18 protein-coding genes are annotated in these 21,980 nt (G+C 69.5%); 8 read left to right on the forward strand and 10 right to left on the reverse strand.

Translation table 11 applies throughout. The annotated features are described in order from the left end of the window. Positions 1–366: 366 nt before the first annotated feature. The 3 genes from ACFWXQ_RS18545 (at position 367) to ACFWXQ_RS18555 (ending at position 2,460) form a co-directional block, all read left to right on the forward strand. Positions 367–1,302, forward strand: coding sequence for an anti-sigma factor RsbA family regulatory protein (locus ACFWXQ_RS18545; RefSeq protein WP_383950585.1), 936 nt, complete (start codon positions 367–369; stop codon positions 1,300–1,302). 205 nt (positions 1,303–1,507) lie between these two features. After that, entirely contained in the window at positions 1,508–1,879 is a 372-nt protein-coding gene (locus tag ACFWXQ_RS18550; RefSeq protein WP_383950538.1) for a PRC-barrel domain containing protein, read from the forward strand. Positions 1,880–1,998: 119 nt separating this feature from the next. Beyond that, positions 1,999–2,460, forward strand: coding sequence for an ATP-binding protein (locus ACFWXQ_RS18555; protein ID WP_383950541.1), 462 nt, complete (start codon positions 1,999–2,001; stop codon positions 2,458–2,460). A gap of 54 nt (positions 2,461–2,514) precedes the next feature. On the opposite strand, the gene ACFWXQ_RS18560 is transcribed toward ACFWXQ_RS18555, so the two are convergent. Continuing rightward, a complete protein-coding gene (locus tag ACFWXQ_RS18560) occupies positions 2,515–2,949 on the reverse strand; it encodes an ATP-binding protein (RefSeq protein WP_383950544.1) in 435 nt (144 codons plus the stop codon). A gap of 269 nt (positions 2,950–3,218) precedes the next feature. Here ACFWXQ_RS18560 and ACFWXQ_RS18565 point away from each other — a divergent pair, with 269 nt between their 5' ends. Beyond that, positions 3,219–3,395, forward strand: coding sequence for a hypothetical protein (locus tag ACFWXQ_RS18565; RefSeq protein ID WP_383950547.1), 177 nt, complete (start codon positions 3,219–3,221; stop codon positions 3,393–3,395). Positions 3,396–3,420: 25 nt separating this feature from the next. On the opposite strand, the gene ACFWXQ_RS18570 is transcribed toward ACFWXQ_RS18565, so the two are convergent. From ACFWXQ_RS18570 to ACFWXQ_RS18605, 8 genes are all read right to left on the reverse strand, one after another. Further along, complete coding sequence (locus ACFWXQ_RS18570; protein ID WP_383950550.1) at positions 3,421–5,142, reverse strand: dolichyl-phosphate-mannose--protein mannosyltransferase; 1,722 nt, start codon at positions 5,140–5,142, stop codon at positions 3,421–3,423. Between the two features lie 29 nt (positions 5,143–5,171). Beyond that, the gene (locus tag ACFWXQ_RS18575) at positions 5,172–6,344 is read right to left on the reverse strand and encodes an MFS transporter (RefSeq protein WP_383950588.1); all 1,173 of its coding nucleotides are present in this window, start codon (positions 6,342–6,344) and stop codon (positions 5,172–5,174) included. Between the two features lie 210 nt (positions 6,345–6,554). Beyond that, entirely contained in the window at positions 6,555–7,418 is an 864-nt protein-coding gene (locus ACFWXQ_RS18580) for a LysR family transcriptional regulator (protein ID WP_383950553.1), read from the reverse strand. A 198-nt stretch (positions 7,419–7,616) separates the two neighbouring features. Then, the gene (locus ACFWXQ_RS18585; RefSeq protein ID WP_383950556.1) at positions 7,617–9,662 is read right to left on the reverse strand and encodes a glycoside hydrolase; all 2,046 of its coding nucleotides are present in this window, start codon (positions 9,660–9,662) and stop codon (positions 7,617–7,619) included. A 119-nt stretch (positions 9,663–9,781) separates the two neighbouring features. Beyond that, positions 9,782–11,824, reverse strand: a complete 2,043-nt coding sequence (locus tag ACFWXQ_RS18590; protein ID WP_383950559.1) for a beta-galactosidase — start codon at positions 11,822–11,824, stop codon at positions 9,782–9,784. Between the two features lie 53 nt (positions 11,825–11,877). Continuing rightward, the gene (locus ACFWXQ_RS18595; protein ID WP_383950562.1) at positions 11,878–13,215 is read right to left on the reverse strand and encodes an ABC transporter substrate-binding protein; all 1,338 of its coding nucleotides are present in this window, start codon (positions 13,213–13,215) and stop codon (positions 11,878–11,880) included. A 91-nt stretch (positions 13,216–13,306) separates the two neighbouring features. Continuing rightward, a complete protein-coding gene (locus tag ACFWXQ_RS18600) occupies positions 13,307–14,254 on the reverse strand; it encodes a carbohydrate ABC transporter permease (RefSeq protein ID WP_383950565.1) in 948 nt (315 codons plus the stop codon). A 2-nt stretch (positions 14,255–14,256) separates the two neighbouring features. Beyond that, positions 14,257–15,183: a carbohydrate ABC transporter permease gene (locus ACFWXQ_RS18605; protein ID WP_383950568.1), complete on the reverse strand. Its 927-nt coding sequence runs from the start codon at positions 15,181–15,183 to the stop codon at positions 14,257–14,259. A 193-nt stretch (positions 15,184–15,376) separates the two neighbouring features. Between ACFWXQ_RS18605 and ACFWXQ_RS18610 the strand changes: the two genes are divergently transcribed. Beyond that, positions 15,377–16,450, forward strand: a complete 1,074-nt coding sequence (locus ACFWXQ_RS18610; protein WP_383950571.1) for a LacI family DNA-binding transcriptional regulator — start codon at positions 15,377–15,379, stop codon at positions 16,448–16,450. Between the two features lie 105 nt (positions 16,451–16,555). Here ACFWXQ_RS18610 and ACFWXQ_RS18615 read toward each other — a convergent pair whose 3' ends face one another. Continuing rightward, positions 16,556–17,347: a DUF3050 domain-containing protein gene (locus ACFWXQ_RS18615; protein WP_383950574.1), complete on the reverse strand. Its 792-nt coding sequence runs from the start codon at positions 17,345–17,347 to the stop codon at positions 16,556–16,558. Between the two features lie 281 nt (positions 17,348–17,628). Here ACFWXQ_RS18615 and ACFWXQ_RS18620 point away from each other — a divergent pair, with 281 nt between their 5' ends. Genes ACFWXQ_RS18620 through ACFWXQ_RS18630 form a run of 3 tightly spaced genes read left to right on the forward strand, consistent with a single transcriptional unit; the run spans position 17,629 to position 21,965 of the window. Then, complete coding sequence (locus ACFWXQ_RS18620) at positions 17,629–18,225, forward strand: antibiotic biosynthesis monooxygenase (RefSeq protein ID WP_383950577.1); 597 nt, start codon at positions 17,629–17,631, stop codon at positions 18,223–18,225. 24 nt (positions 18,226–18,249) lie between these two features. Then, positions 18,250–20,397, forward strand: a complete 2,148-nt coding sequence (gene pabB, locus ACFWXQ_RS18625) for an aminodeoxychorismate synthase component I (RefSeq protein WP_383950580.1) — start codon at positions 18,250–18,252, stop codon at positions 20,395–20,397. Then, positions 20,394–21,965, forward strand: a complete 1,572-nt coding sequence (locus ACFWXQ_RS18630; protein WP_384087152.1) for an AMP-binding protein — start codon at positions 20,394–20,396, stop codon at positions 21,963–21,965. The genes pabB and ACFWXQ_RS18630 overlap by 4 nt, the downstream gene beginning before the upstream one ends. The last annotated feature ends 15 nt before the right edge of the window (positions 21,966–21,980 follow it).

The raw sequence follows: 21,980 nt of genomic DNA on the forward strand, positions 1-21,980 counted from the left end.
TTCCACCCCCCCCCCCCCACCACAACCACCCCCCCCCCCTCCCGCGGCACCTCATATTTGTATACCCCCCCCCCCGGGGCCCCCCCCCCCCCCCCCCCCCCCCGCCCCGCGGGGTGAGCGACGACGACTCGAACACATTCATGGAACGCCAGTGCGACGGCGTATTGTGGCCCCCGGGGTGGCACCGGTGGACCTGATGGGCAGCACGGACACATCGTTGTCCGTGTCGAGGTCCTGCAGCGGCGGGCCGCCCCGGCCGAGTCGGCCGACGGCCGGCTTCGCGCCCGTGGCCCACGAGACCCGGGCCGGGCGGTGGCGGACAGCTCAGACCTCCCGGCCCCTACCCCAGAAGACTGGTGGGGCGGTATGACGACGACGGCGACAGAGGGCGCCCCCTTCGTCCATCCCGCGCTCTTCTACCGCGGTGACCAGGAGTACGTGGCCGGGACGGTGCCCTTCCTCCTGGAGGGACTGGAGGCGTCGGAGCCCGTCGCGGTGGCCGCCCCCGTCCCGCGGCTGGAACTGATCGCGGCGGCGCTGGGAGCAGCGGCCGGGGCCGTGCACCTCGTCGACATGACCAAGGCAGGCCGGAACCCCGGCCGCATCATCCCGTCGGTCCTGCGGGCCTTCGCCGACGCCCGGCGCGGCGGCCGTGTGCGCATCATCGGCGAACCGATCTGGTCCGGCCGCACCGCCACGGAGTATCCCGCCTGCGTCCAGCACGAGGCCCTGATCAACGCGGCGTTCCACGGGCGGGACGTGACCATCCTCTGTCCGTACGACGCACGGTCGCTGCCGGACGACGTCCTCGCCGACGCCCACGCCACGCACCCTCTGCTCATCACCGCGGGCCGTCAGTCGGCCAGCGGCGCCTACGACCCGGTGAAGGTCCTCGACCGCTACAACGAACCGCTGCGGTGTCCGCCCGGGGCGGCGACGTTCCGGTTCGACGCCGAAGCCCTGCCGGTCACCCGGGACTTCGCGCTCCAGGAGGCACGGGAGCGGGGGATGGGAGCCGTCCGCCTGCAGGATCTGGCTCTGGTCGTGGCGGAGTTGACCACGAACAGCGTGGTGCACGCCGGTGGCAGGGGCACGCTGCGGCTGTGGGCGGAGAGTGAGCAGATCGTCTGTGAGGTCCAGGACACCGGCCGCCTGACCGACCCCCTCGTCGGCCGCCGCCCGGCGCCCCCCGACCAACTCGGCGGCCGGGGCCTGCTCCTCGTTCACCACCTGTCGGATCTGGTCCGCATGCACACCGATGAGCACGGCACGACGATCCGCAGCTACGTGTCGCGCGCCTAGAGCACGCGTAGAGCACGCCTGGAGCGCGCCTACGTGGGGCGCGCCGAAAGCACGCGGGAAGACCCTTTCGGTGAAATCGTTGCGAATGCCAGTCCGTCGGCAGGGTATTTGCTGCCCGTGGAGCATGACGGGCGGCGGATGTCCGGCCGCGGTGCTCCACCCGGGCTCACCCGGGACGGAACGCACACGGGACGGAAGGAGCGGCGTGGTCACCGACAGAATCTGGTCGTACGCAGGGGACAGCGGGCACACGGAGGGGCAGCGGCTCACGGGGTTCACGGTGGTGGCGTCCGACGGCACGATCGGGCGTGTGGACCGGCAGGCCGACGACTCGGGCCAGCGCCATCTGATCGTCGACACCGGAGTCTGGCTGTTCGGCAGCAGCGTGCTGATACCCGTGGGCGTCGTCACCGCCGTCGACGCCGAGGCCCAGGAGGTCAGGGTGGCGTGCACCGAGGAGGAGATAAAGGCCGCGCCTCGCTTCAAGACCGATCGCGAGACGCTGGACCCCGAGTACCTCGCCGGTGTCGGCGACTACTACCGGAGTCTGCCTCCACGACGGGCGACCGCGCCCTGACCCGGCACGACGGTCGGGGGATTCGTACCCATGGTCGTGCGCTCAGTGGGAAGACGGACGTGGACGGACCCGTTCTGGGACCAGGCATCGAGCAAGCAGATCTCAGGGGCACGACGGATATGGACCGAATCGACACGACTGCCTTCGCGTCGCCCGACCGCATGTCCGGTGGCACGTCGATGACGGCGGTCCCGATCACCACCGCGGCGATGGCCCGTGCCCACGTCCGCGCCGTGGTGCTGGAACAGTGGAACTCCCCGTCCCGCAGGGCGACGGAGACCGCTGTCATCGATCTCCTGCTGGTCGTCTCGGAGCTGGCCGCGAACGCCGTCCGGCACGGGGGTGGGCTGGTCGGGGTCGAGGCGACGCCCACGCCCGAGGGCGTGCGGCTGGCCGTGCACGACAACAGTGACGTCGTCCCCGCCGCCGCCTTCGGCTCGGGCGGCCTCCCCCCGGTGCATCTCGGCAACGGCTACGGCTGGCCGCTGATCATCCGGCTGGCGCGGGACATCACCATCGAAAGGCGTCCGGAAGGCGGCAAGACCATCCGCGTCCTGGTGCCGCTCCAGAGCATGCCGTAGGGAGTGCCGCTCCGGACCACGCCGTGGGGAAACAGCGGGGAACGCCTGGGAATCTCACCACGGCATGAACACGTGGATGTCCTTGCCCTTCTCGGTCGTCACCACACTCACCTGGTCGCACAGCGTATGGATCAGATGCCATCCCACGCCCCCGTCGTTCCGGCCGGGGCGGAAGGGACGCGGCGCCGGCGGCGTGGTGCTGGTGTCGTGCATCGTCACGTGCACGCCGTCGAACGTGCGCCGAAGGTGCAGCGTGAACGGGCCCGGCGCATACTGCACCGCGTTGGCGGCCAGCTCCGTGACGACCAGCAGGATGTCGTCCCAGCGCTCGGGCTCCGCCGGCGGCGAGGCACGCGAGAGCGCGAGAACGAACGCCTCCGCGGCGAGTCGTGAGCCCGTCACATCGGACGGGTCGCCGGCGAATTCGGTGGTCTGGGTGTAAGTCTCCTCAGAAGTCAGTTTGTCGTCCCAACGCGGCTCGGTCGCCATCACGGCTTCCCCCAGCCCACTCCCTGTGGGGCTGTGGCGCTTGCTTTGCTTCCACCGTTGCTGCTTCCCGACGGCAAAGGGCTTACTCGTCCGGTACCGGAGACGATGGCAGGGACTCCGGAATACGGCGGTTCTGCGGGGGATTCCGCCGTGGTCGGCGAGTACCACGATCAGGCCGTGTCATGGGTGTCTGATCCGGCCGGGCCGGGGCACTCGTCGAGTGGGAGTGGGATCTGAACCCATTCCGGAAACCGCAGAGAGGGGAATCCATGCTCGGCATGGCAGCGGCCGTCCTGTTCCTCATCGCGTTCCTGATCAATGCCGCGGATATCTCGACCAACGATGTCTTCACCTCGACCAATGTGATGCTGATAGGGCTGACCGTGCTGGCCCTGCACCTCGCCGGGGTCGGCAGCGGCCTGGCGACCAGGGGCCGCCGAAGGTGACATACGGAGCGCGGTCCCGTATCCCTCAGATCCAGGTGTCGAGCCACATCCTCGAATACCAGTCGGGATACGGGATCGTCGCACCCGTGTAGATCGGGAAGAAGTAGATGAAGTTCCAGAGGATGAGCAGCACGAGGACACCCGCGCTCATCGCTCCCACGGCCTGGCGTCTCTCACTCGACCCCGGCGGCCCGAGCATCGCACCCACCAACATCGCGACGGCCAGGCACAGATACGGCACGAAGACGACCGCGTAGAAGGAGAAGGTCGTACGGTCCTGGTACAGGAACCAGGGCAGATAGCCGGCCCCCACCGCGCACAGGACGGCGCCCGCGCGCCAGTCGCGGCGCAGCGCCCACCGGTACAGCAGATAGAGCAGTGCGAAGCACGCCGACCACCACAGCAGCGGTGTGCCCAGTGCGACGACCGCCTCGGAGCAGCCGGACGTGGTGCGGCAGCCGTCCTGTGCGGAGTCCGACTCGTACGAGAACGCCACCGGTCGTCCGAGGACCAGCCAGCTCCACGGGTTGGACTCGTAGCGGTGCCAGGAGTCCAGCCCCACGTTGAACTCGTAGACCCCGTGCTCGTAGTGCCACAGGCTGCGCAGCGGGGCGGGGATCCACGACCACGGGCCGCCCCGGCCGTCCGCCCAGTGCCGTCCGTAGCCCTTGTCGGACAGGAACCAGCCGGTCCAGGTCATCAGATACGTGACCAGGGCGACCGGCGCGAGGGACAGCGCGGACCAGCCGAGGTCCTTGCGCAGGACCGCCAGATACGGGCGGCGTGCCCCGGCGACGCGGCGGGAGCCGACATCCCACAGCACGGTCATGACCATGAAGAACGCCAGGACGTAGAGGCCGTTCCACTTGCTGGAGGCCGCCAGGCCCAGAAGCGCGCCGGCCGCGATCCGCCACGGCCGTACGCCCATCCCCGCATGCTCGCCGGTGTGTTGATGCGGACCCGCGAAGCCGCCCGCGTCCACCGGCAGGGCTTCCGCGAGACGGGCCCGCGCCCGGTCCCGGTCGACCAGCAGGCACCCGAACGCGGCCAGGACGAAGAACATGACGACGAGGTCGAGCAGAGCGAAGCGGCTCATCACGAAGTGCAGACCGTCCACCGCCAGCAGCAGCCCGGCCAGACAGCCCAGTGCCGTCGAACGGAAGAGACGGCGGCCTATTCGGCACAGCATCAGCACCGACAGCGTGCCGAGCACCGCCGCCATGAAACGCCAGCCGAAGGGGTTCAGACCGAACATCCACTCACCGAGGGCGATCACCCACTTGCCCATCGGCGGGTGCGCCACGAAGGTCCCGGTGTCGGACAGCGGGATCACCTGAGGGTCCGCCAGGATCTGCGCGTCGGCGATCTTGCTGTCCGGCCATGTCCCCTCGTGGCCGAGCTTCAGCAACGCCCAGGCGTCCTTGGCGTAGAACGTCTCGTCGAAGGCGACGGACCGTGGCCGGCCGAGGTGCCAGAAGCGGATCGCTCCGGCGAGGACGGCGACGAGGACCGGACCGATCCAGCCCATCGCCTTCGTGACGCGGCGGGTCAGTGCCGGGCTGAGGCCCAGGGCCTTGCCGACGCGCGTGCCGGGCTCCGGGAAGGGCGGGACCAGAAGGTCGCGGGTGTCGGTCCGTGGGCGCCCCGTGTAGCCGAACCGGCGCAGCCGCCTCGCCCAGGGAGGGGGATCCGTCTTCGGGTGGGCGTCGGCGTCGGCGCCCACCTGCGCCGCGATGTCACTGGTCACCGGGTCATCGTAGGGAACGGATGTTCAGCTCATGCGTTTTCGGCCACGCCTGTCCGGTCGCGGAACTCCGTGGCCCAGTAGAGGAGGGCGAGGACGGGGAGTGCGGTGCCGAGGAGGGCCACCGCTGTCCAGCCGCCGGCGTGGAAGGCGAGCGAGCCGAACTGTGAACCGAGGGCGCCGCCGACGAAGAAGAGGGCGATGAAGGCACTGTTCAGCCGTGCCCGCGCGTTCGCGTCGAGCTGGTAGACGGTGTGCTGACCGAGGATCAGCGTGGTCTGTACGGCCATGTCGAGCAGTACGGCGGCAAGCGCCAGCAGCAGGATGTGTTGCCGGCCGAGCCCGGCGACCGCGAAGGCGACGGCCGCGACGGCGAGTCCGGCGCCGGTCATCGGGCGCACCAGCTTGCGGTCGGCCCAGCGGCCCGCGAAGGGAGCCACGGCCGCCCCGGCCGCTCCGACGAGGGCGAACACACCGACGCCGACGGGGGAGTAGTGGAAACGCGGGCCCGTGAGGACGTACGAGACGGTGGTCCAGAACGCGCTGAACGCACCGAACATCGCCGCCTGGTAGAGCCCGCGGCGGAGCAACGCCGGGTGGACGCGCACCAGTCGGACCGTGGAACGCAGCACCTCGGTGTACGGGATCGCCGTGGTGGCGGCCTGGCGGGGCAGTGCGGCGTGCAGGGCCACCGCCAGCAGCGCCATCAGGACGGCGGAGCCCAGATAGACGACGCGCCAGCCGGCCACGTCCGAGACCAGGCTGCTGAGGGTGCGGGACAGCAGGATGCCGGTGAGCAGACCGCTCATCACCCGGCCCACGATCCGGCCGCGGGTGTGGTCCGGGGCGAGACTCGCGGCGAAGGGCACGAGGATCTGCGCGACGACCGACGTGCCTCCGCTGATCAGGGAGGCGATCAGCAGCATGGGGAAGCTCGTCGCGAGACCGGCGGCGAGGAGGGCCAACGTGGTGACAGCCAGCAGCACGGTGATCAGCCGGCGCTTCTCCAGCCGGTCGCCGAGCGGGACGAGCAGGAGCATGCCCAGGACGTAGCCGACCTGGGTGAGGGTGATCAGGCCCCCTGCGGCCGTCTCGCCGACGTGGAAGACGTCACGCAGCGAGGACAACAGGGGCTGGGCGTAGTACAGGTTGGCGACCGTCATGCCGGAGGCGGCGGCCAGGAGCACGACCAGCCATCCCGGCACACCGAGTGCGGCCGTGCCGGTGGACCGGCCCGGGGTGTGGTCGTCGCGCGAACTCTGGAGGACGTTCATGGTTCGGTCAGCGTTCGGGGGCGCCCCGATGCTTCCCTCACTGTGGCGATGGTTCGAGATGTCAGTCATCTCTGAAAGAGATGAAGCCCGGGAGCGGTGAACGGACCGCGACCCGTCACGTCATGGAGCGGCCGGACCCCGTCAGGTCATGTGCCGCAGCAGCGCGGCGACCGCCGGAGGTGCCTCGCCCCGGGGCCGGACGACCATGACCTTCCAGTTCGGCGCGTGACGTCCGAAGTGGTGGGTCGTCAGGTCGGGGAACCGGTCGGCGATCGAGACGGGCATGACGCAGACACCCAGGTCGTTGCGGACGAGTTCGGAGGCCGCGACGATGTCGTTGACCTCGAAGGTCGGCTCGCGGTCGACGGCGGCCGCCCGGAACGCCTTGTCCACGGCGAGCCGGATCGCCCAGCCGGGAGTGAAGTCCACCAGCGGCAGCCGGGCGGCGTCGGCGAGTGCGACCTTCCCGTCCGTCACGGGGAACGTCCGCTCCGGAGCGCTCACCAGCACCATCTCCTCACGGGACAGCAGCCGGGTGACCAGGCCCCGTTGCTGCTGGCGGTCGAGGGCGACCACGGCCAGATCCACCGTCCCCTCGCGCAGCGCCTGGCGGATGTCGACGACGGCCGCCTGCCGCAGCCGCACCACCACACCCGGATGCTCGGCCCGCAGGGCGGCCAGCGGGCGGTGCAGGTCGGCCCAGACCCCCTGCATCGTGCCCACCGTGACTCGCCCCCGCAGGTGTCCCTGTACGACGTCGACGGCGGCCCGCGCCTGGTCCGCGGCCCGTAACGCCGTCCGAGCGGCCGGTACGAACGCCTCACCGGCCGGGGTCAGGGAGACCCGGTGCGTGGTGCGGTCGAACAGCGGGGTGCCCAGCTCGCGTTCCAGCGCGCGCACCGTGCTCGACACGGCGGACTGGACGACGTGCAGCCGCTGTGCCGCCGCGGTGAAGCCGCCCTCCTCGGCCACCGCGATGACGACCTCCATCTGCCGCAGATCCACTGGCTCTCCCGGGGCGTGGCTCATCTTCTTCAGAGACGGGTCTCTTCATCGGTCATCACACCATGAGGTCGCCCTCGAAGGAGTGGTCAATGGAGGAACGTCCGCGGACGCACCTCTGTGCCCGCCGTTCGCGACGGCGGACACAGAGCTGTGCGACAGAGGGTACGTCCGGGCACCCGCTCGGGGCGGCCGCCGGTCCTAGTCGGTCACGTCCGTGACCTTCCAGCGCTGGTTGGCGCCGGAGTTGGGCGTCCACAGCGTGACGGCGGCACCGTCGTTGGTGGCCTGGCCGCCGACCTCCAGCAGGCGTCCGGTGGCGGCGTTGACGAGGGTCCAGGTGCCGTCGCCGGTCGTCGACATGATCCACTGGGTGGCCTTGTCGCGCGGGCCGGAGTCGGCCTCAAGGACCGGGGCGCCGTCACGGACCGCCAGGCGCTTGCCCTCCACCGGGTTGGTGAAGACGTACCGCTGCCGGTTGCCGGTGTCACCGGAGATCTGCCGCAGCTTCCACTCCTGGCCGGCCGCGTCTCCCGCCGACGTCCTGATGACGAGGCCCGTGCCGTTGTCGGCGACGGTGAGCGCCTTGCCGCTCTGGACACCGGTCAGCTCGTACGTGTGGCCCTTGCGCAGCTCGGCGGCGTCCTTCGCGACACCCGAGACGCCCTTGACGACGAAGGAGGTCACCGACTGCGCGGGCACCGTGAAGGTGGCCTTGCGGTCACTGACCTTGACGGCCCTGTGGCGTTCGAGCTTGCCGTCGGCGCTGGTCACGACCGGGGTGACGGTGGCACTGCGGCTGACCTTGCCGAACTTCGACAGGTCGACGGTGACCGCGCGGGCTTCGGTGGTGCTGTTGACGTGGACGACGGTCGCGCCGTTGCCCTTCTTGGAGACGGCGGCGGCGCTGGAGGTGTCGTCGGTCTTGATCAGCCGGTCACCGGGCTTGATGTAGTGCGTGAAGTTACGGGCCGTGTCGAACTTCGTGTTCGTGTAGATCGGGCACGACTCCAGGGTGTCCGTCGAGGTGCAGCTGAACGGGAGCTGGATGCTGCCCCAGTTGCCGCCCTTGGCCGACTCGCCGCCCGGCTTCATGTTGTCGTAGTCCTCGACGGGCTGCCAGAACACCCAGGCCTTGGGCTCCAGTTCACGCAGGTCGTCGACGATGCGCTGGGCGAGACCGAGGCCCGGCCGCATGTCCGTGAAGCTCTGGCCGTCACCCCAGTCGCCCTCGACCTCGCTCTGCCACAGCGGCTTGTCGGCCGCCTTGGCGAGGTCCCGTACGGTGGTCCGCTGGCCGGTGCCGTAGGTGTGGACGTTCATCTGGCCGACGAGGTCCCGCACTTCCTGCGGGTAGGTGTTCCAGTTCGTCGAGAAGATGGACGGGTTGGTCTCGTCCATCGCGGATATCTCCGCCTTGGTCTTCGCCTTCTTCAGCGCGGGAGCCAGGGCCTTGATGACCTTCTGCTGGAGCTCGGGGCCGATGTGCGCCCCCTCCTGACGGCCGCCGACCGGCTTGCCGTCGGCGCCCAGACGGGTGCTCCAGTAGCCGGTGTTGGGCTCGTTGAACGGGTCGATCGTGTCGACCTTGATGCCCTCGGCCTTCTCCAGACGCTTGGTCGCGCCCGCCATGTAGGCGGCGAAGTCGTCGACCGACTCGGTCTTGAGCTGGTCCTCGGTGGCGTTGAACCCGCCGGAGACATAGCCGCTCTTCGTCATGAACCACGGCGGGGAGTTGCTGAACGTCTCCCAGTGGTCGATGTCGTTCTTGATGCGGTCGACCCACCAGCGCTGGGTCGCGTCGGCGTCCTTGTTCCAGTCCGCCGGGTCGTCGGCGCTCCACCAGTCGGTGTCCTCGCGGGTGGTGCCCGCCGGGGCCTTCCACCAGCCCTCGACGGCACCTCCGGCGCGCAGATAGTCCTCGACGTCCGGGGCGTTGCCACCCCCGATGTTGTAGCGGGCGATGTTCAGCGCCAGGCCGTCGTCCCCGAAGAGGAGCCTGGCGAGCTTCTCGCGTATCTCCTTGGGATAGTCCCCGGTGGCGTTGGCGAACCAGACCAGACTCGTGCCCCAGCCCTCGAACTTCTCCTGCTCGTACGACGGGTCGGGCCGCACGGTCACGGCGGCGGTGTCCGCCGCCGTCACCTGTGCGGTGGACGACGGGGCGGAGATGAGGGCGGCCCCGGTGGCCAGTGCGGTGAGACCGGCGGCTCCGAGGAGCCGTCTGTTGCGGGTGCGGCGTGCCATCGTGTGCTCCCAACTACGGTGTTGGCGCTGCGGTGTACCTCCCGCCCGTCGGGCAGGAGGGATGGCCCTCGAACCAGTGCGGTGCCGTTCGAGGAGTCGGCGGTGTGCTGGGGAGTGGGTCAGCCGGCGGGTTGCCGCACCACGGCGACGTCCCTGGGCCCGAGGACGAGACCGCCCTCGGTATCCGTGTCGCCGACCAGGACCTCTCCGGCGAGACCGGCCAGCGGCACGGCTGCGTCGGTCCGGTTGACCAGGAACAGGAAGCGGCCGTCGGGTCCGCTGCGTACGGTCTGCTCGACCGATCCCCGTGCGCCGGCGGGCAGTTCACTCCGGACGCCGGCCGGACCGAGCAGCTTCGGCAGCAGACCGGCCAGCCCGTCGACACCGAGCCGGGTGGAGACGTACGAGGCCGAACCCTGCCCAGCCGCACGGCGGGTGACGGCGGGCATGCCCGCGTACGTACCCGTGCGGTAGTGGGCCAGCACCTCCACCGTCGGATCGGTGACGGTGATCCGGTCGGTCCACAGGGTGCCCGGGCCGGCGCCGTCCAGATCGACGCTGTCACCGTCGAGCAGCGGCCCGAACTCCTCGATACGGATGCCGAGGAGGTCGCGCAGCGCTCCCGGGTGACCGCCGAGCCAGATGTGGTCGTTCTCGTCGACGACACCGGAGAAGTACGTGGTGACCAGGTGGCCGCCGGTCTCGGCGTACCGGGTGAGCTCCTTGGCCAGCGGCGCCGGGATCACGTGCAGCACGGGCGCGATCAGCACGTCGTAGCGGTCGAGATCGGCCGTGGTGGTGACGACGTCCGCCCGGACCCCGAGGGCGAGGAGGGCGGAGTACCAGTCCAGCGCCTCCTGGCGGTAGTCGAGCAGGGCGGTCGGGTGGGAGTCCTGCTCGCTCGCCCACCACGACTCCCAGTCGTAGACGATCCCGACGCGGGAGGGCTCGCGCTCGGTGCCCGCGACCGGGGCGAGGGCCTTGAGGGTTTGGCCGAGGGCGGTGACCGCGCGGAAGACCTCGCTGTCGGCGCCGGCGTGCGGCACCATCGCGGAGTGGTACTTCTCGGCGCCGGCCGCGGACTGGCGCCACTGGAAGTAGCACACGGCGTCGGCGCCGTGCGCGACGTGCAGCAGCGAGTCGCGGGCCAGGTCGCCCGGCCGCTTGGCCACGTTCACGGGCTGCCAGTTGACGGCGCTCGTGGAGTGCTCCATCAGGAACCACGGGCGGCCGCTCGCTATCCCGCTGGTGAGGTTCGCGGAGAAGGACAGCTCGTCGCGGTCCTGCGGGCCCGGGTGGACGTAGTGGTCGTTGGAGACGAAGTCGATCTCGCCCGCCCAGTCCGGGTAGTTCATGCCCTTCGTGTTGCCCATCACCATGAAGTTGGTGGTGACCGGCACGTCCGGGGTGATCTCCCGCAGCACGTCCCGCTCCGCGCGCAGGTACTCCTTCAGCGCGTCGGAGGAGAAGCGCTTGAAGTCCAGCTGCTGCGTGGGGTTCGGGTGGGAGGCGGCCAGCCGGGGCGGCAGGATCTGCTCCCAGTCGCTGTAGCGCTGCGACCAGAAGGCCGTGCCCCAGGCGTGGTTGAGGGCGTCGAGGGTGGTGTACCGGTCGCGCAGCCAGTCGCGGAAGGCACGGGCCGCGTCGTCCGAGTAGTCGTAGATGTTGTGGCAGCCCAGCTCGTTGGAGATGTGCCAGGCCACCAGCGCGGGATGGTCCGCGTACCGTTTGGCCATCGTCCGCACCAGGCGCAGCGCGTGGTCGCGGAAGACGGGCGAGGTGGGCCGCCAGTGCTGCCGCGCCCCCGGCCACACCGTCTCACCGGAGGCGGTCACCGGAAGGATCTCCGGGTGCGCCGTGGTGAGCCAGGGCGGCGGGGACGCGGTGGCGGTGGCCAGGTCGACCCCTATGCCGCCCGCGTGCAGCAGGCCCATGATCTCGTCGAGCCAGCCGAAGTCCCACTCGTCCCGGGCCGGCTGGATGCGGGCCCAGGAGAAGATCCCCACGGACACCAGGTTGACGCCGGCCTCACGCATCAGCCGTACGTCCTCCTCCCACACCTCGCGAGGCCACTGCTCGGGGTTGTAGTCGGCGCCGTACGCGAGACGTGGGGTGGAGTCACCGTCCGGCCCGTTCAGCTGGGACAGGAGGGTGGAGATCATCGTGGTCCTTCCGGGGTGGCACAGGGGTGGGCGGCGTGGGGGCGTGTGTCGGACTAGTCGACGGTGAAGCCCTGTTCCTTGCCGTACTTGATGGAGGCGTCCTGCCAGGACTTCAGGCCGGCGGAGAGCTTGGTGCTGCCCACGTAGGCCTTGCCGACGGTGTCGTTGAAGATCGAGTTGGCGTACTGCTGGAAGGGCAGGTACGACCAGTCGGAGGCGACGTTGGCCGCCGACTCGGCGAAGATCTCGTTGGCCTTCTGGCCGCCGAAGTACTCGAACTCCTTGTTCTGGAACGCGCTGTCCTGGAGCTCCGCGGTGGTCGCCGGGAAGGCGCCCTCCTTGATGCGGGTCGCGACGCCGTCACCGGAGTTCGCGTACTCGACGAAGGCGTAGGCGAGTTCCTTGTTCTTGCCCAGCTCGGGCAGGGCCAGCGAGCTGCCGCCGTTCTCCGCCGTCGCCTTGTCGCCCTTGGTCCAGGCCGGCATCGGCGCCGCGCGCCAGTCACCGGCGGCGTTCGGCACACCGGTCACGAAGTTGGCGGGCATCCAGGCACCGGTGGTCAGGGTGGCGATGGTGCCGTCGCCCAGGCCCTTGTACCAGTCGTCGGTCCAGCCGTTGATCGGCGAGACGAGCTTCTCGTCGATCAGCTTCTGCCAGGTGTCCGTGTACTTCTTGGCGCCCGCGTCGTCGAAGTTGATCGACACCTTGGTGCCGTCGACCTTGTAGGGACGCGAACCGGCCTGCCACAGCATGCTGGTGGTGAAACCGGCGTCGCCGGCGTCGTTGGCGATGTAGACCTTGGGGTCGGCCTTGTGCAGCTTGCGCGCCGCCTCGACGTACTCGTCCCAGGTGGTGGGGACGGCGATCTTGTGCTTGTCGAAGACCTTCTTGTTGTAGAACATCGCCATCGGGCCGGAGTCCATCGGCAGGCCGTAGACCTTGTCACCCTCGCTCACGGCGTTCCACGGGCCGGGGGTGTACTTGGACTTGAGCTTGTCGGCACCGAAGGGGGCCAGGTCGCTGAGGCCCTTGGTGAGGGCGTACTGGCTCAGCGCGAAGTACTCGACCTGCGCGACGTCGGGGACGCCCTTCTTGGCCGAGATGGCGTTCGACAGAGCGGTGTAGTGCTTGTCGCCGGAGCGCTCGCCGACCAGGTTGATCTTGACCTTGGGGTACTTCTTCTGGAAGTCGGCGGCGACCGACTTGAGCGTGGGCTCCCAGGCCCAGACAGTGACCGAGCCGCCCTTCTTGAGGGCCGCCTGGATGTCGTCGGCGGAGACCGGCTTCTGGCCGGAGCTGTCGTCGTCGGAGCCGCCGCAGGCGGTCGCGCCCAGGGCGAGGACGGAGAGGACGGCGAGGCCGCGCATCAGGCGGCGTGTGGTTCTGCGCATGGAGGTGCTTCCACTTCTTCGTGGGTGGGACAGGGTGAGGGTGAGGAGATGAAGGTGAAAGAGGCGGGACCGAGGGGGCCTTGAGGGCGGGTTATTCCTTGACGCTTCCGGCGGCGAGCCCGGACTGCCAGAACCTCTGCAGCAGCAGGAACGCGGCGATCAGCGGGATGATGGTGAGCAGCGAGCCGGTGATCACCAGGTTGAAGATCACGTCACCGCCGATCGTCTGGGCCTGGTTGTTCCAGGCGTCCAGACCCAGGGTCAGGGGGTACCAGTCCGGGTCCTTGAGCATGATCAGCGGCAGGAAGTAGTTGTTCCAGGTGGCGACCGTGGTGAACAGCAGCACGGTCACGGTGCCGGGGGCGAGCAGCGGCAGGGCCACCTGGAAGAAGGTGCGGATCTCGCCCGCTCCGTCGATCCGGGCGGCCTCCATCAGTTCGTTGGGGATCGCCTCGGTGGCGAAGACCCACATCAGATACAGGCCGAAGGGCGAGACGAGCGAGGGGATGATCACCGCCCACGGGGTGTCGGTGAGCCCCATCTTGCTGAACATCAGGAAGGTGGGCACCGCCAGCGCGGTGCCCGGGACGGCGACGGCACCGATGACCACGGCGAACACGGCGCGCTTGCCGGGAAAGGTGAACTTCGCCAGCGCGTAGCCGCCCAGGATCGCCAGGAGGGTGGCGCCACCGGCACCGAGCACCACGTACAACAGGGTGTTCAGGAGCCAGCGGACGAAGATGCCGTCGTGGTACGAGAACGTCTCGCTGATGTTGTCCCAGAGGGCGAAGTCGCTGCTGAACCACAGCCCGGACGAGTCCCCGAGCCCTTCCTGGGTCTTGGTGGCGCTGATGACCAGCCACACCAGGGGCACCACGGTGTAGAGCAGGATCAGGCCGGTGAGGACGGTCAGCAGCACACTGCGCTTGGGACGCCCGGGAACGTGCCCCTTGCGTGTGCGCAGCCGCGGCGCGCCCTTGGAGCCGCCGGAGTTCGGAGCGGGTGCGGTCGGGGAGGCGGTGGTGACGGAGCTGCTCATGTTCACGCTCCCTTGCGCATGCCGCGGAGCTGCACGACATAGGCGATGACCATGGTGATCAGGCCCATGATGATGGCGACCGCCGCGGAGTAGTTGTGCTGCTGGCCGTTGAAGGACAGCGAGTACGTGTAGAAGTTCGGGGTGAAGTCCGTCGTGATCGCGTTGCGCGCCAGCGGCCGCAGGATGGCCGGCTCGTTGAAGAGCTGGAAGCTGCCGATGATCGAGAAGATCGTCGCGATGACGAGGGCACCGCGGATCGCGGGGAGCTTGATGGCGCTGATGATCCGGAACTGCCCGGCACCGTCGATCTCCGCGGCCTCGTAGAGCGAGTTGGGGATGACCCGTAGCGCGGAGTAGAAGATCAGCATGTTGTAGCCGATGAACTCCCAGGTGACGATGTTGCCGATCGACGCCAGGACCAGGTCGGACGAGAGCGGGTCGGGCAGCGTGACACCGAAGGCCGAGTTGATGTCGCCGACCAGTCCGTACTTGGTGCCGTACATGAAGCCCCACATCAGGGTGGCGACCACGGCGGGCACGGCGTACGGCAGGAAGATCACGATGCGGAAGAAGTCCTTGCCGTACAGCCGCCCGCTGTCCAGCGCGAGGGCGATCAGCAGGGCGATGCCGAGCATGATCGGAACCTGTACGGCCAGGAAGAGCGAGACCCGTGCGAGCGAGTCCCAGAACTGCTCGTCCTTGAGGGCCTGTGTGTAGTTGTCCAGGCCGACGAAGGTGGTGCCGCCGATCAACTGGTCCCGGAACAGGCTGAGATAGATCGAGTACACGATCGGGGCCAGGAAGACGAGGGCGAACACGGCCACGAAGGGACCGATGAAACCCCACCCCGTCCAGGAGCGACGGTCCCGTTTCGCCGGAGGCCGGTCCGGGCGCCGCTTGGCTGCCGCCGGCGGTTGTAGCGTCGTCATGTCGTTCCTCGCTCGTCCCTCTCGCGAACCCGGCGTCGTGCGCCGCTGATGTTTGCGTAAACATCCAGTCCCGAAGCAGGTCTGGGCCTGTTATGTTTACGTAAACATCTGATGGCGGCATGTCTACACTGCCCCGTTGACGGTGGTCAAGGGTCATTTGAGGAAACTGCGGCTCGGACAGCGAGGGAGACGGGTGGACACAGCGGACAGCGCCTCGGTGAGCAGGCCGAAGGCGTCGGCACGGGCCGGAAAACGGGCTTCCCGCCGGACGCAGAGCGCGTCCATGGCGGATGTCGCCCGGCTGGCGGGCGTCTCCTCGCAGACCGTCTCGCGAGTGTCGAACGGTTACGCGGGTGTGAACGAGGAGACCCGGCAGCAGGTGCTGGCGGCCATGCAGGAACTGGGCTACCGGCCCAACAGCGCCGCCCGGGCGCTCAAGCGCGGCGAGTTCCGCACCATCGGCGTCATCACCTTCGGCCTCTCCACCACGGGCAACGTGCGCACGCTGGAGGCGATCGCCACCTCGGCGGCGCACGAGGGGTACGCGGTCACCCTGCTGCCCGTCGCCGTTCCCACGCAGGACGAGGTGCGCGGTGCGTTCTCCCGGCTGGGGGAGCTGGCCGTCGACGCCGTCATCGTCATCCTGGAAGTGCACCTGCTCGACGCGGTGGCCCTCACCCTGCCGCCCCACATCCAGGTCGTCGTGGCCGACTCGGACGCCGGCGACCGCTACACCGTGGTCGACACCGACCAGGCCGGCGGGACCCGTACCGCGGTGCGGTACCTGCTCGACCTCGGCCACGAGACCGTCTGGCACCTGGCCGGGCCCGAGGAGTCCTTCGCGGCCCAGCGCCGCGCCGACGCCTGGCGTGCCGAACTCACCGAGGCGGGCTGCACGGCGCCGCCGCTGGTACGCGGCGACTGGTCGGCCGAGTCCGGCTACCGGGCCGGCCTCGAACTCGCCGCACAGCCGGAGTGCACGGCGGTGTTCGCGGCCAACGACCAGATGGCGCTGGGCCTGCTGCGGGCCCTGCACGAACAGGGCCGGTACGTGCCCGAGGACGTCAGTGTCATCGGCTTCGACGACATCCCCGAGGCGGGTTCCTTCCTGCCGCCGCTGACCACCGTCCACCAGGACTTCGCCGAGGTGGGTCGCCGGTGTGTCGAAGGAGTGCTGCGGCAGATGCGGCACGATGCGGCGGAGCACGGGACGACGCTTGTGCCTACGCGGCTTGTGGTGCGGGACAGTACGGGGGCGCCGCGCTAGCGGTTTGGTGGGGGCCGGTTGGTTGTCTGCGGGTGCGTTGTGGCTGGGCGCGCAGTTCCCCGCGCCCCTCTGGGGCGCGCCGGACCGCAGCGGAACCGCTTGGACTCAGTCGGCCACGCTCTCCATGGCCTCTACGATCGCGTCCCAGAAGTGGGACCTGGCCTCCAGTGCGAGGGCCGCGGTTTCCGCGGCCTCCTGCCAGCGGGTGTCGTCGTCGCCGCAGAGGTCCGCCACCATGGCCATGGCCATGGGTGTGTGCTCCTCGCCGTCCACCTCGATGTGCCGGGCCAGGTAGTCGCAGAAGACCGGGAACCGGTCGGAACCCTCCTTCTTGATGACCTGGTCGAACATGTCCGGGATGAGGTCCTCCCGGGAGAAGGCGAAGGCCGCCGCCTGGCAGTGGAGGGGCCGGTCCAGGATGATCCCGAACGTCGTGGTGACGAACTCGGCGGCGGGGCCCGGTACTTGGGCAGCCCGCAGCGCCGCCTGCACGTCATGGCCCTCCCCGAGCAGCGCGAGGAACGTGTCCAGGCGTGAGGTGTCCGCCCCCGCCTCGGCCATGCCGCCCCGGTAGAGCTCGAAGTGGCTGGTGAAGCCGCCGTCCAGCTCGTCGCTCTCCTCCACCAGCACGATGTCGTTGATGAGGCGTCGGCTCACCTGTGAGCCGCGCGGCACCCAGGGGACGTCCACACACGTCAGCTCCCGCTGGAGGGACTTCAGCAGCGACATGAAGTCCCACACCGCGAAGACATGGTGCTCCATGAAGGTCGCCATGTCCTCCCGGGTGCTTATCCGCTGGTAAATCGGATGGGCGGTCACTTCTTTTCTGGCCGGTTCGATCTCGGCGCGCACCCGGTCGATTCCCTCGTGGGTCATGCTCCAGTCGTACCTGGACATGGGTCTCCTTCTTGCTCTTTCGGATCCGGCTCAGATCCGGCTCATTCGGCTCGACGTTCGGCTCTTCACGTCGACTGCGAACGGTTCCCCCGAGACCGATGGTGCCGCTTTGTTCGAGAACCCGGCAAGCGGTTTCGGGAATTCACGAATGTTACCCGGAGTACCGCGTGACAAAAGCTGCCAAGGCGGGCAGAACGGTGACAAACGGCAGCTTTCCCGGCCGGGCGCAAAAACTCCGTTGAGAGTTGAACATCAGGTCTTCCCTTTCCGTATTCAGAGGCGTGACCAGGAATCCCGTTACCGTCACCGTCGCGTATCGAGTGGTACCGGGCCGCGAGGCCGAGTTCCACTCATGGGGGTGGGGCGTGCTGCGTGCGACCGCGCAGGAACCGGGCTTCCTCGGCGGTGGCGTACTTGTCGACGGAGAGGCGGAGTGGCATGTGGTCTACCGCTTCACCAGTGAAGGTTCCGCCCTGGCCTGGGACAACTCGGTCGAGCGGGCGGAGTGGCAGGCCCGTGGGGAGACGCTGGCCCGTGAGACGGGCCGACGGACCGTGCGGGGATCGAAAGCCTGGTTCGAGTCCCTGACCGAAACTCCTTCCGCGACCGCGGCGGCACCACGTCCGCCACCGAAGTGGAAGTTATGGTTCGTGAATATGAGTGCGGTCTTCCCTCCTGTGCTCATATTCAATTTGCTGGTGCTTCCTTACCTCGGTGACTTCAACCCTCTCATCCGCACCTTGTTCCTCTGCCTGGCCGTGACGGCCATTGTCACGTGGATTCTCATGCCGCGGCTTCAGCGTTTCTTCAAGAAATGGCTGTACCCGCCGCTGCAGGCGATCCGTGGACGGCACAAACGACGGGCTGCACAAGGCTGAGAACGACCAAAGGGGGGTGGGCGGGTGAAGACCCTGCTCATCGACAATTATGACTCGTACACATACAACTTGTTCCAGCTGATTGCCGAGGTCAACGGCGAGGAGCCGGTGGTGATCCTCAATGACGCCCCGGCCGGCGCTCTTCCGGACCTCCTGGGATTCGACAACGTCGTGGTGTCCCCGGGACCCGGACACCCCGCTCGCCCCCGCGACTTCGGCATCAGTGCCACAGTGATCGCCGAGGCCACGATCCCCGTCCTCGGCGTCTGCCTCGGACACCAGGGCATCGCGGCGGGCGAGGACGCCCGGGTGACGGCCGCACCGGAGCCCCGGCACGGCCATCTCTCCAGAATCCGGCACACGGGCGAGGGCCTGTTCAGCGGACTCCCGCAGGACTTCACCGCGGTCCGCTACCACTCGCTGTCCGTACGGGAACCGCTGCCGGCGAGCCTCAAGGGCACCGCCTGGGCCGAGGACGGCGTCCTGATGGGGCTGCGGCACCGCACCCGGCCGCTGTGGGGTGTGCAGTTCCACCCCGAGTCGATCCTCACCGAGTACGGCCACCGGCTGTTCCTGAACTTCCGGGGCCTCACGGCGGCGCGCAGTCGCGGGGTCCGCCTGACCAAGTCCCGTACACGGGAGTCCCGTACCGAAGGCGCCGCCGCCACGGCGTTCGTACCCCGCCCCCGGCGCTCCGCGCCCGTCGGGTACCGGCTGCACACCCGCCGGATCGCGACCGCCGTGGACACCGAGATGGCTTTCACCCGGATGTGCGCCGACGCGCCCAGGGCGTTCTGGCTGGACAGCTCGCGGGTCGAGGAGGGGCAGTCCCGCTTCTCGTTCTTCGGCGACGGCACCGGTCCGCTGGCCGAGTTCGTACGGTACGACGTCGAGTCCGGTGTCTGTGAGGTCGAGCGGCCCGGGCGGCCCCCGCGCAAGGTGCGGGCCAGCGTCTTCGACTATCTGAAGCGGCAGTTGGCGACCCGCCGGGTGGACGCCGGCGAGCTGCCCTTCGACTTCACCGGCGGATACGTCGGCTACTTCGGCTACGAGCTCAAGGCCGACTGCGGCTCGCCGAACCGTCACCGGGCCGACACCCCGGACGCCTCCTGGCTCTTCGCCGACCGGCTGATCGCGGTCGACCACCAGGACGGCTTCACCTACGCCGTCTGCCTGGCGGAGAACACCCCGCAGGGCGCACGGGACGCCGCCGACTGGCTCGACAGCGCGGTGGCGCAGCTGAGCTTCGTGTCGGCGGCCGGGCCCGCCGCGACCCCGCCGCCCGCGTCCGAGCCGGACTTGCACGCCGCCGAACCCTGGCTGGTGCGCGACCGCGCGACCTACCTCGCCGACATCGAGGCCTGCAAGCGCGAGCTGAACGCCGGCACGAGCTACGAGATCTGCCTGACCAACGCCGCCGAACTACCCGCGCCGCCCGACCCGTTGGCCTACTACCGGGTGCTCCGGCGCATCAACCCGGCGCCCTACGCGGCCTTCCTGCAGTTCGGTGACCTGACCGTGGCCGGCGCGTCCCCCGAGCGCTTCCTGCGGATCACCCGGGACGGCGTCGCCGAGGCCAAGCCCATCAAGGGCACCGCGCCCCGCGGCGACCGGCCGGAGGAGGATGCCAGGCTCAGGGACTCGCTCGCCGCGGACGCCAAGACCCGCGCCGAGAACCTGATGATCGTCGACCTGCTCCGCAACGACCTGGGCCGGGTCTGCGAGACCGGAACGGTCCGGGTGCCGCGCCTCATGGCCACCGAGACCTACGCCACCGTGCACCAGCTCGTCTCCACCGTCGAAGGCCGCCTACGCGCAGGCACCGAAGCCGTGGACTGCGTACGCGCCTGCTTCCCCGGCGGCTCGATGACCGGGGCGCCCAAGCTGCGCACGATGGAGATCATCGACTCGCTGGAGACCGCCGCCCGCGGGGTCTACTCCGGAGCCATCGGCTATCTCGGCTGCAGTGGTGGAGCCGACCTCAACATCGTCATCCGCACCGCCGTCTTCACCGGCGGCCGGATGCACCTGGGAGCGGGCGGCGCCATCGTCCTCGGCTCCGAACCCGAAGCGGAGTACGACGAGATGCTGCTGAAGACCGCCGCACAGTTACGCGCCCTCCGCGAGTCCACGACCGCCGAGCCGGTCTCCCTGCAGGAGCAGATCCGATGACGCCCACGACCACCTCCGCCCCGAGCCCCACCGACACGGCCGGTGTTCCCGAGACCGAGGCCGGGAACCTCGCCTCCGGACTGGCCGCACTGGCAGAGGGCCAGGGCTGGACCGACCGGCCTGCCTTCCACCAGGGCCACCGGGCCTGGACCCACGGCGAGGTCCACGACCTCGCCGCCCGCGCGGCCAGCGTTCTCGCCGACCACGGTGTCTGCCCCGGCGACCGGGTGCTGCTCGCGCTGCCCGACTCCCTCGCCTGGGTCACGGCCTTCCTGGCCACCGCCCGGCTCGGCGCGGTCGCGGTTCTCGTCAATCCCGAACTGCCGGCGGCCGACCTCGAGTTCATGGCCGAGGACGCCGGAGCCGCCCTGTGCGTGACCGGGCCGGGACTGGAGGAGCGGTTCGCCGGGCGGACCCGCCTGGGCGCCGACCAGCTCGTCGCGCTCACCCGCAGCACACCGCCGACCACCGGCGCCCACCCGGCGGGACCGCGCACCCCGCTCTACATCCAGTACACCTCCGGAACGACCGGCACCCCCAAGGGAGTTGTGCACTGCCACGGCGACCCCGGGACGTACCACGAGCTCATCGGCGACCCGCTGCTGCGCATCACCCCGGACGATGTCACCCTCTCGGTGTCGAAGCTGTTCTTCGCCTACGGCTTCGGCAATGCCTTCGTCTTCCCGCTCTTCTCGGGATCCTCCGCCGTACTGGTCGACCGGCGCCCCTCGCCCGCCGCCGTGGACGAACTCGTCGCCCGCCACCGGGTTACCCTGCTCTACTCCGTCCCCTCCGCGTACGCGGCCCTGGTCGCCGACCGGGCCGACGGACACGCCGCCTGCTTCGCCTCCGTACGCGCGGCGGTGTCGGCCGGCGAGGGCATGCCCGCCGGACTCGGCGAGCGCGTCACCGAACTGCTCGGCGCACCCGTCCTGGAGCAGATCGGCTCGACGGAGGCCGGGCACGCCTTCTGCGCCAACAGCTTCGACGCCAACACCCCCGGCACGGTCGGCCGCCCGGTCCCCGGCTTCGACGTGGAGCTGCGCGACCGCGCCGGACACCCGGTGCCGGACGGCTCGGAGGGCGAACTCTGGGTCAAGGGGCCGACGTTGACACCCGGATACCTGAACCTGCCCGGGGAGACGGACCGTGTCCTCGTCGACGGCTGGCTCAACACCCGGGACCGCGCACGGCGCGAACCGGACGGCACCTACCGGCACTTGGGCCGCACCGACGACATGGAGCTGGTCGGCGGCATCACCGTCTCCCCGCTGGAGGTGGAGGCCGTGCTGCGCAAGCATCCGGCGGTACGCGAGGTCGCCGTGGCGGCCGTCACCGACGACCGCGGCGCGACCGCTCTGCGGGCCTACGTCGTCATCGGCGTGTCGCCCTCGACGGCTCCCACCTTCGCGGCGAGCCGGTCCGGTCTGGAGGCCGAACTCATCGCCCTGGCCCGCGAACACCTCGCCCCCTTCAAGGCCCCCAGAACCGTCCACGTCGTGCCGTCACTGCCCCGCACCCCGACCGGCAAGCTCCGCCGCCACCTCGTACGCCAGGGAGCGTGGTGACCGTGGCCATGACCG

This window comes from Streptomyces sp. NPDC058697 (genome assembly GCF_042715345.1).
Classification (GTDB): domain Bacteria; phylum Actinomycetota; class Actinomycetes; order Streptomycetales; family Streptomycetaceae; genus Streptomyces; species Streptomyces liliifuscus.

Coding starts and splice junctions, on each gene's coding strand:
- ACFWXQ_RS18555 (WP_383950541.1), top strand. CDS start 1,999: ATGGACCGAATCGACACGACTGCCTTCGCGTCGCCCGACCGCATGTCC.
- ACFWXQ_RS18605 (WP_383950568.1), bottom strand. CDS start 15,183: ATGACGACGCTACAACCGCCGGCGGCAGCCAAGCGGCGCCCGGACCGG.
- ACFWXQ_RS18565 (WP_383950547.1), top strand. CDS start 3,219: ATGCTCGGCATGGCAGCGGCCGTCCTGTTCCTCATCGCGTTCCTGATC.
- ACFWXQ_RS18545 (WP_383950585.1), top strand. CDS start 367: ATGACGACGACGGCGACAGAGGGCGCCCCCTTCGTCCATCCCGCGCTC.
- ACFWXQ_RS18615 (WP_383950574.1), bottom strand. CDS start 17,347: ATGTCCAGGTACGACTGGAGCATGACCCACGAGGGAATCGACCGGGTG.
- ACFWXQ_RS18595 (WP_383950562.1), bottom strand. CDS start 13,215: ATGCGCAGAACCACACGCCGCCTGATGCGCGGCCTCGCCGTCCTCTCC.
- ACFWXQ_RS18560 (WP_383950544.1), bottom strand. CDS start 2,949: ATGGCGACCGAGCCGCGTTGGGACGACAAACTGACTTCTGAGGAGACT.
- ACFWXQ_RS18585 (WP_383950556.1), bottom strand. CDS start 9,662: ATGGCACGCCGCACCCGCAACAGACGGCTCCTCGGAGCCGCCGGTCTC.
- ACFWXQ_RS18630 (WP_384087152.1), top strand. CDS start 20,394: ATGACGCCCACGACCACCTCCGCCCCGAGCCCCACCGACACGGCCGGT.
- ACFWXQ_RS18600 (WP_383950565.1), bottom strand. CDS start 14,254: ATGAGCAGCTCCGTCACCACCGCCTCCCCGACCGCACCCGCTCCGAAC.
- ACFWXQ_RS18590 (WP_383950559.1), bottom strand. CDS start 11,824: ATGATCTCCACCCTCCTGTCCCAGCTGAACGGGCCGGACGGTGACTCC.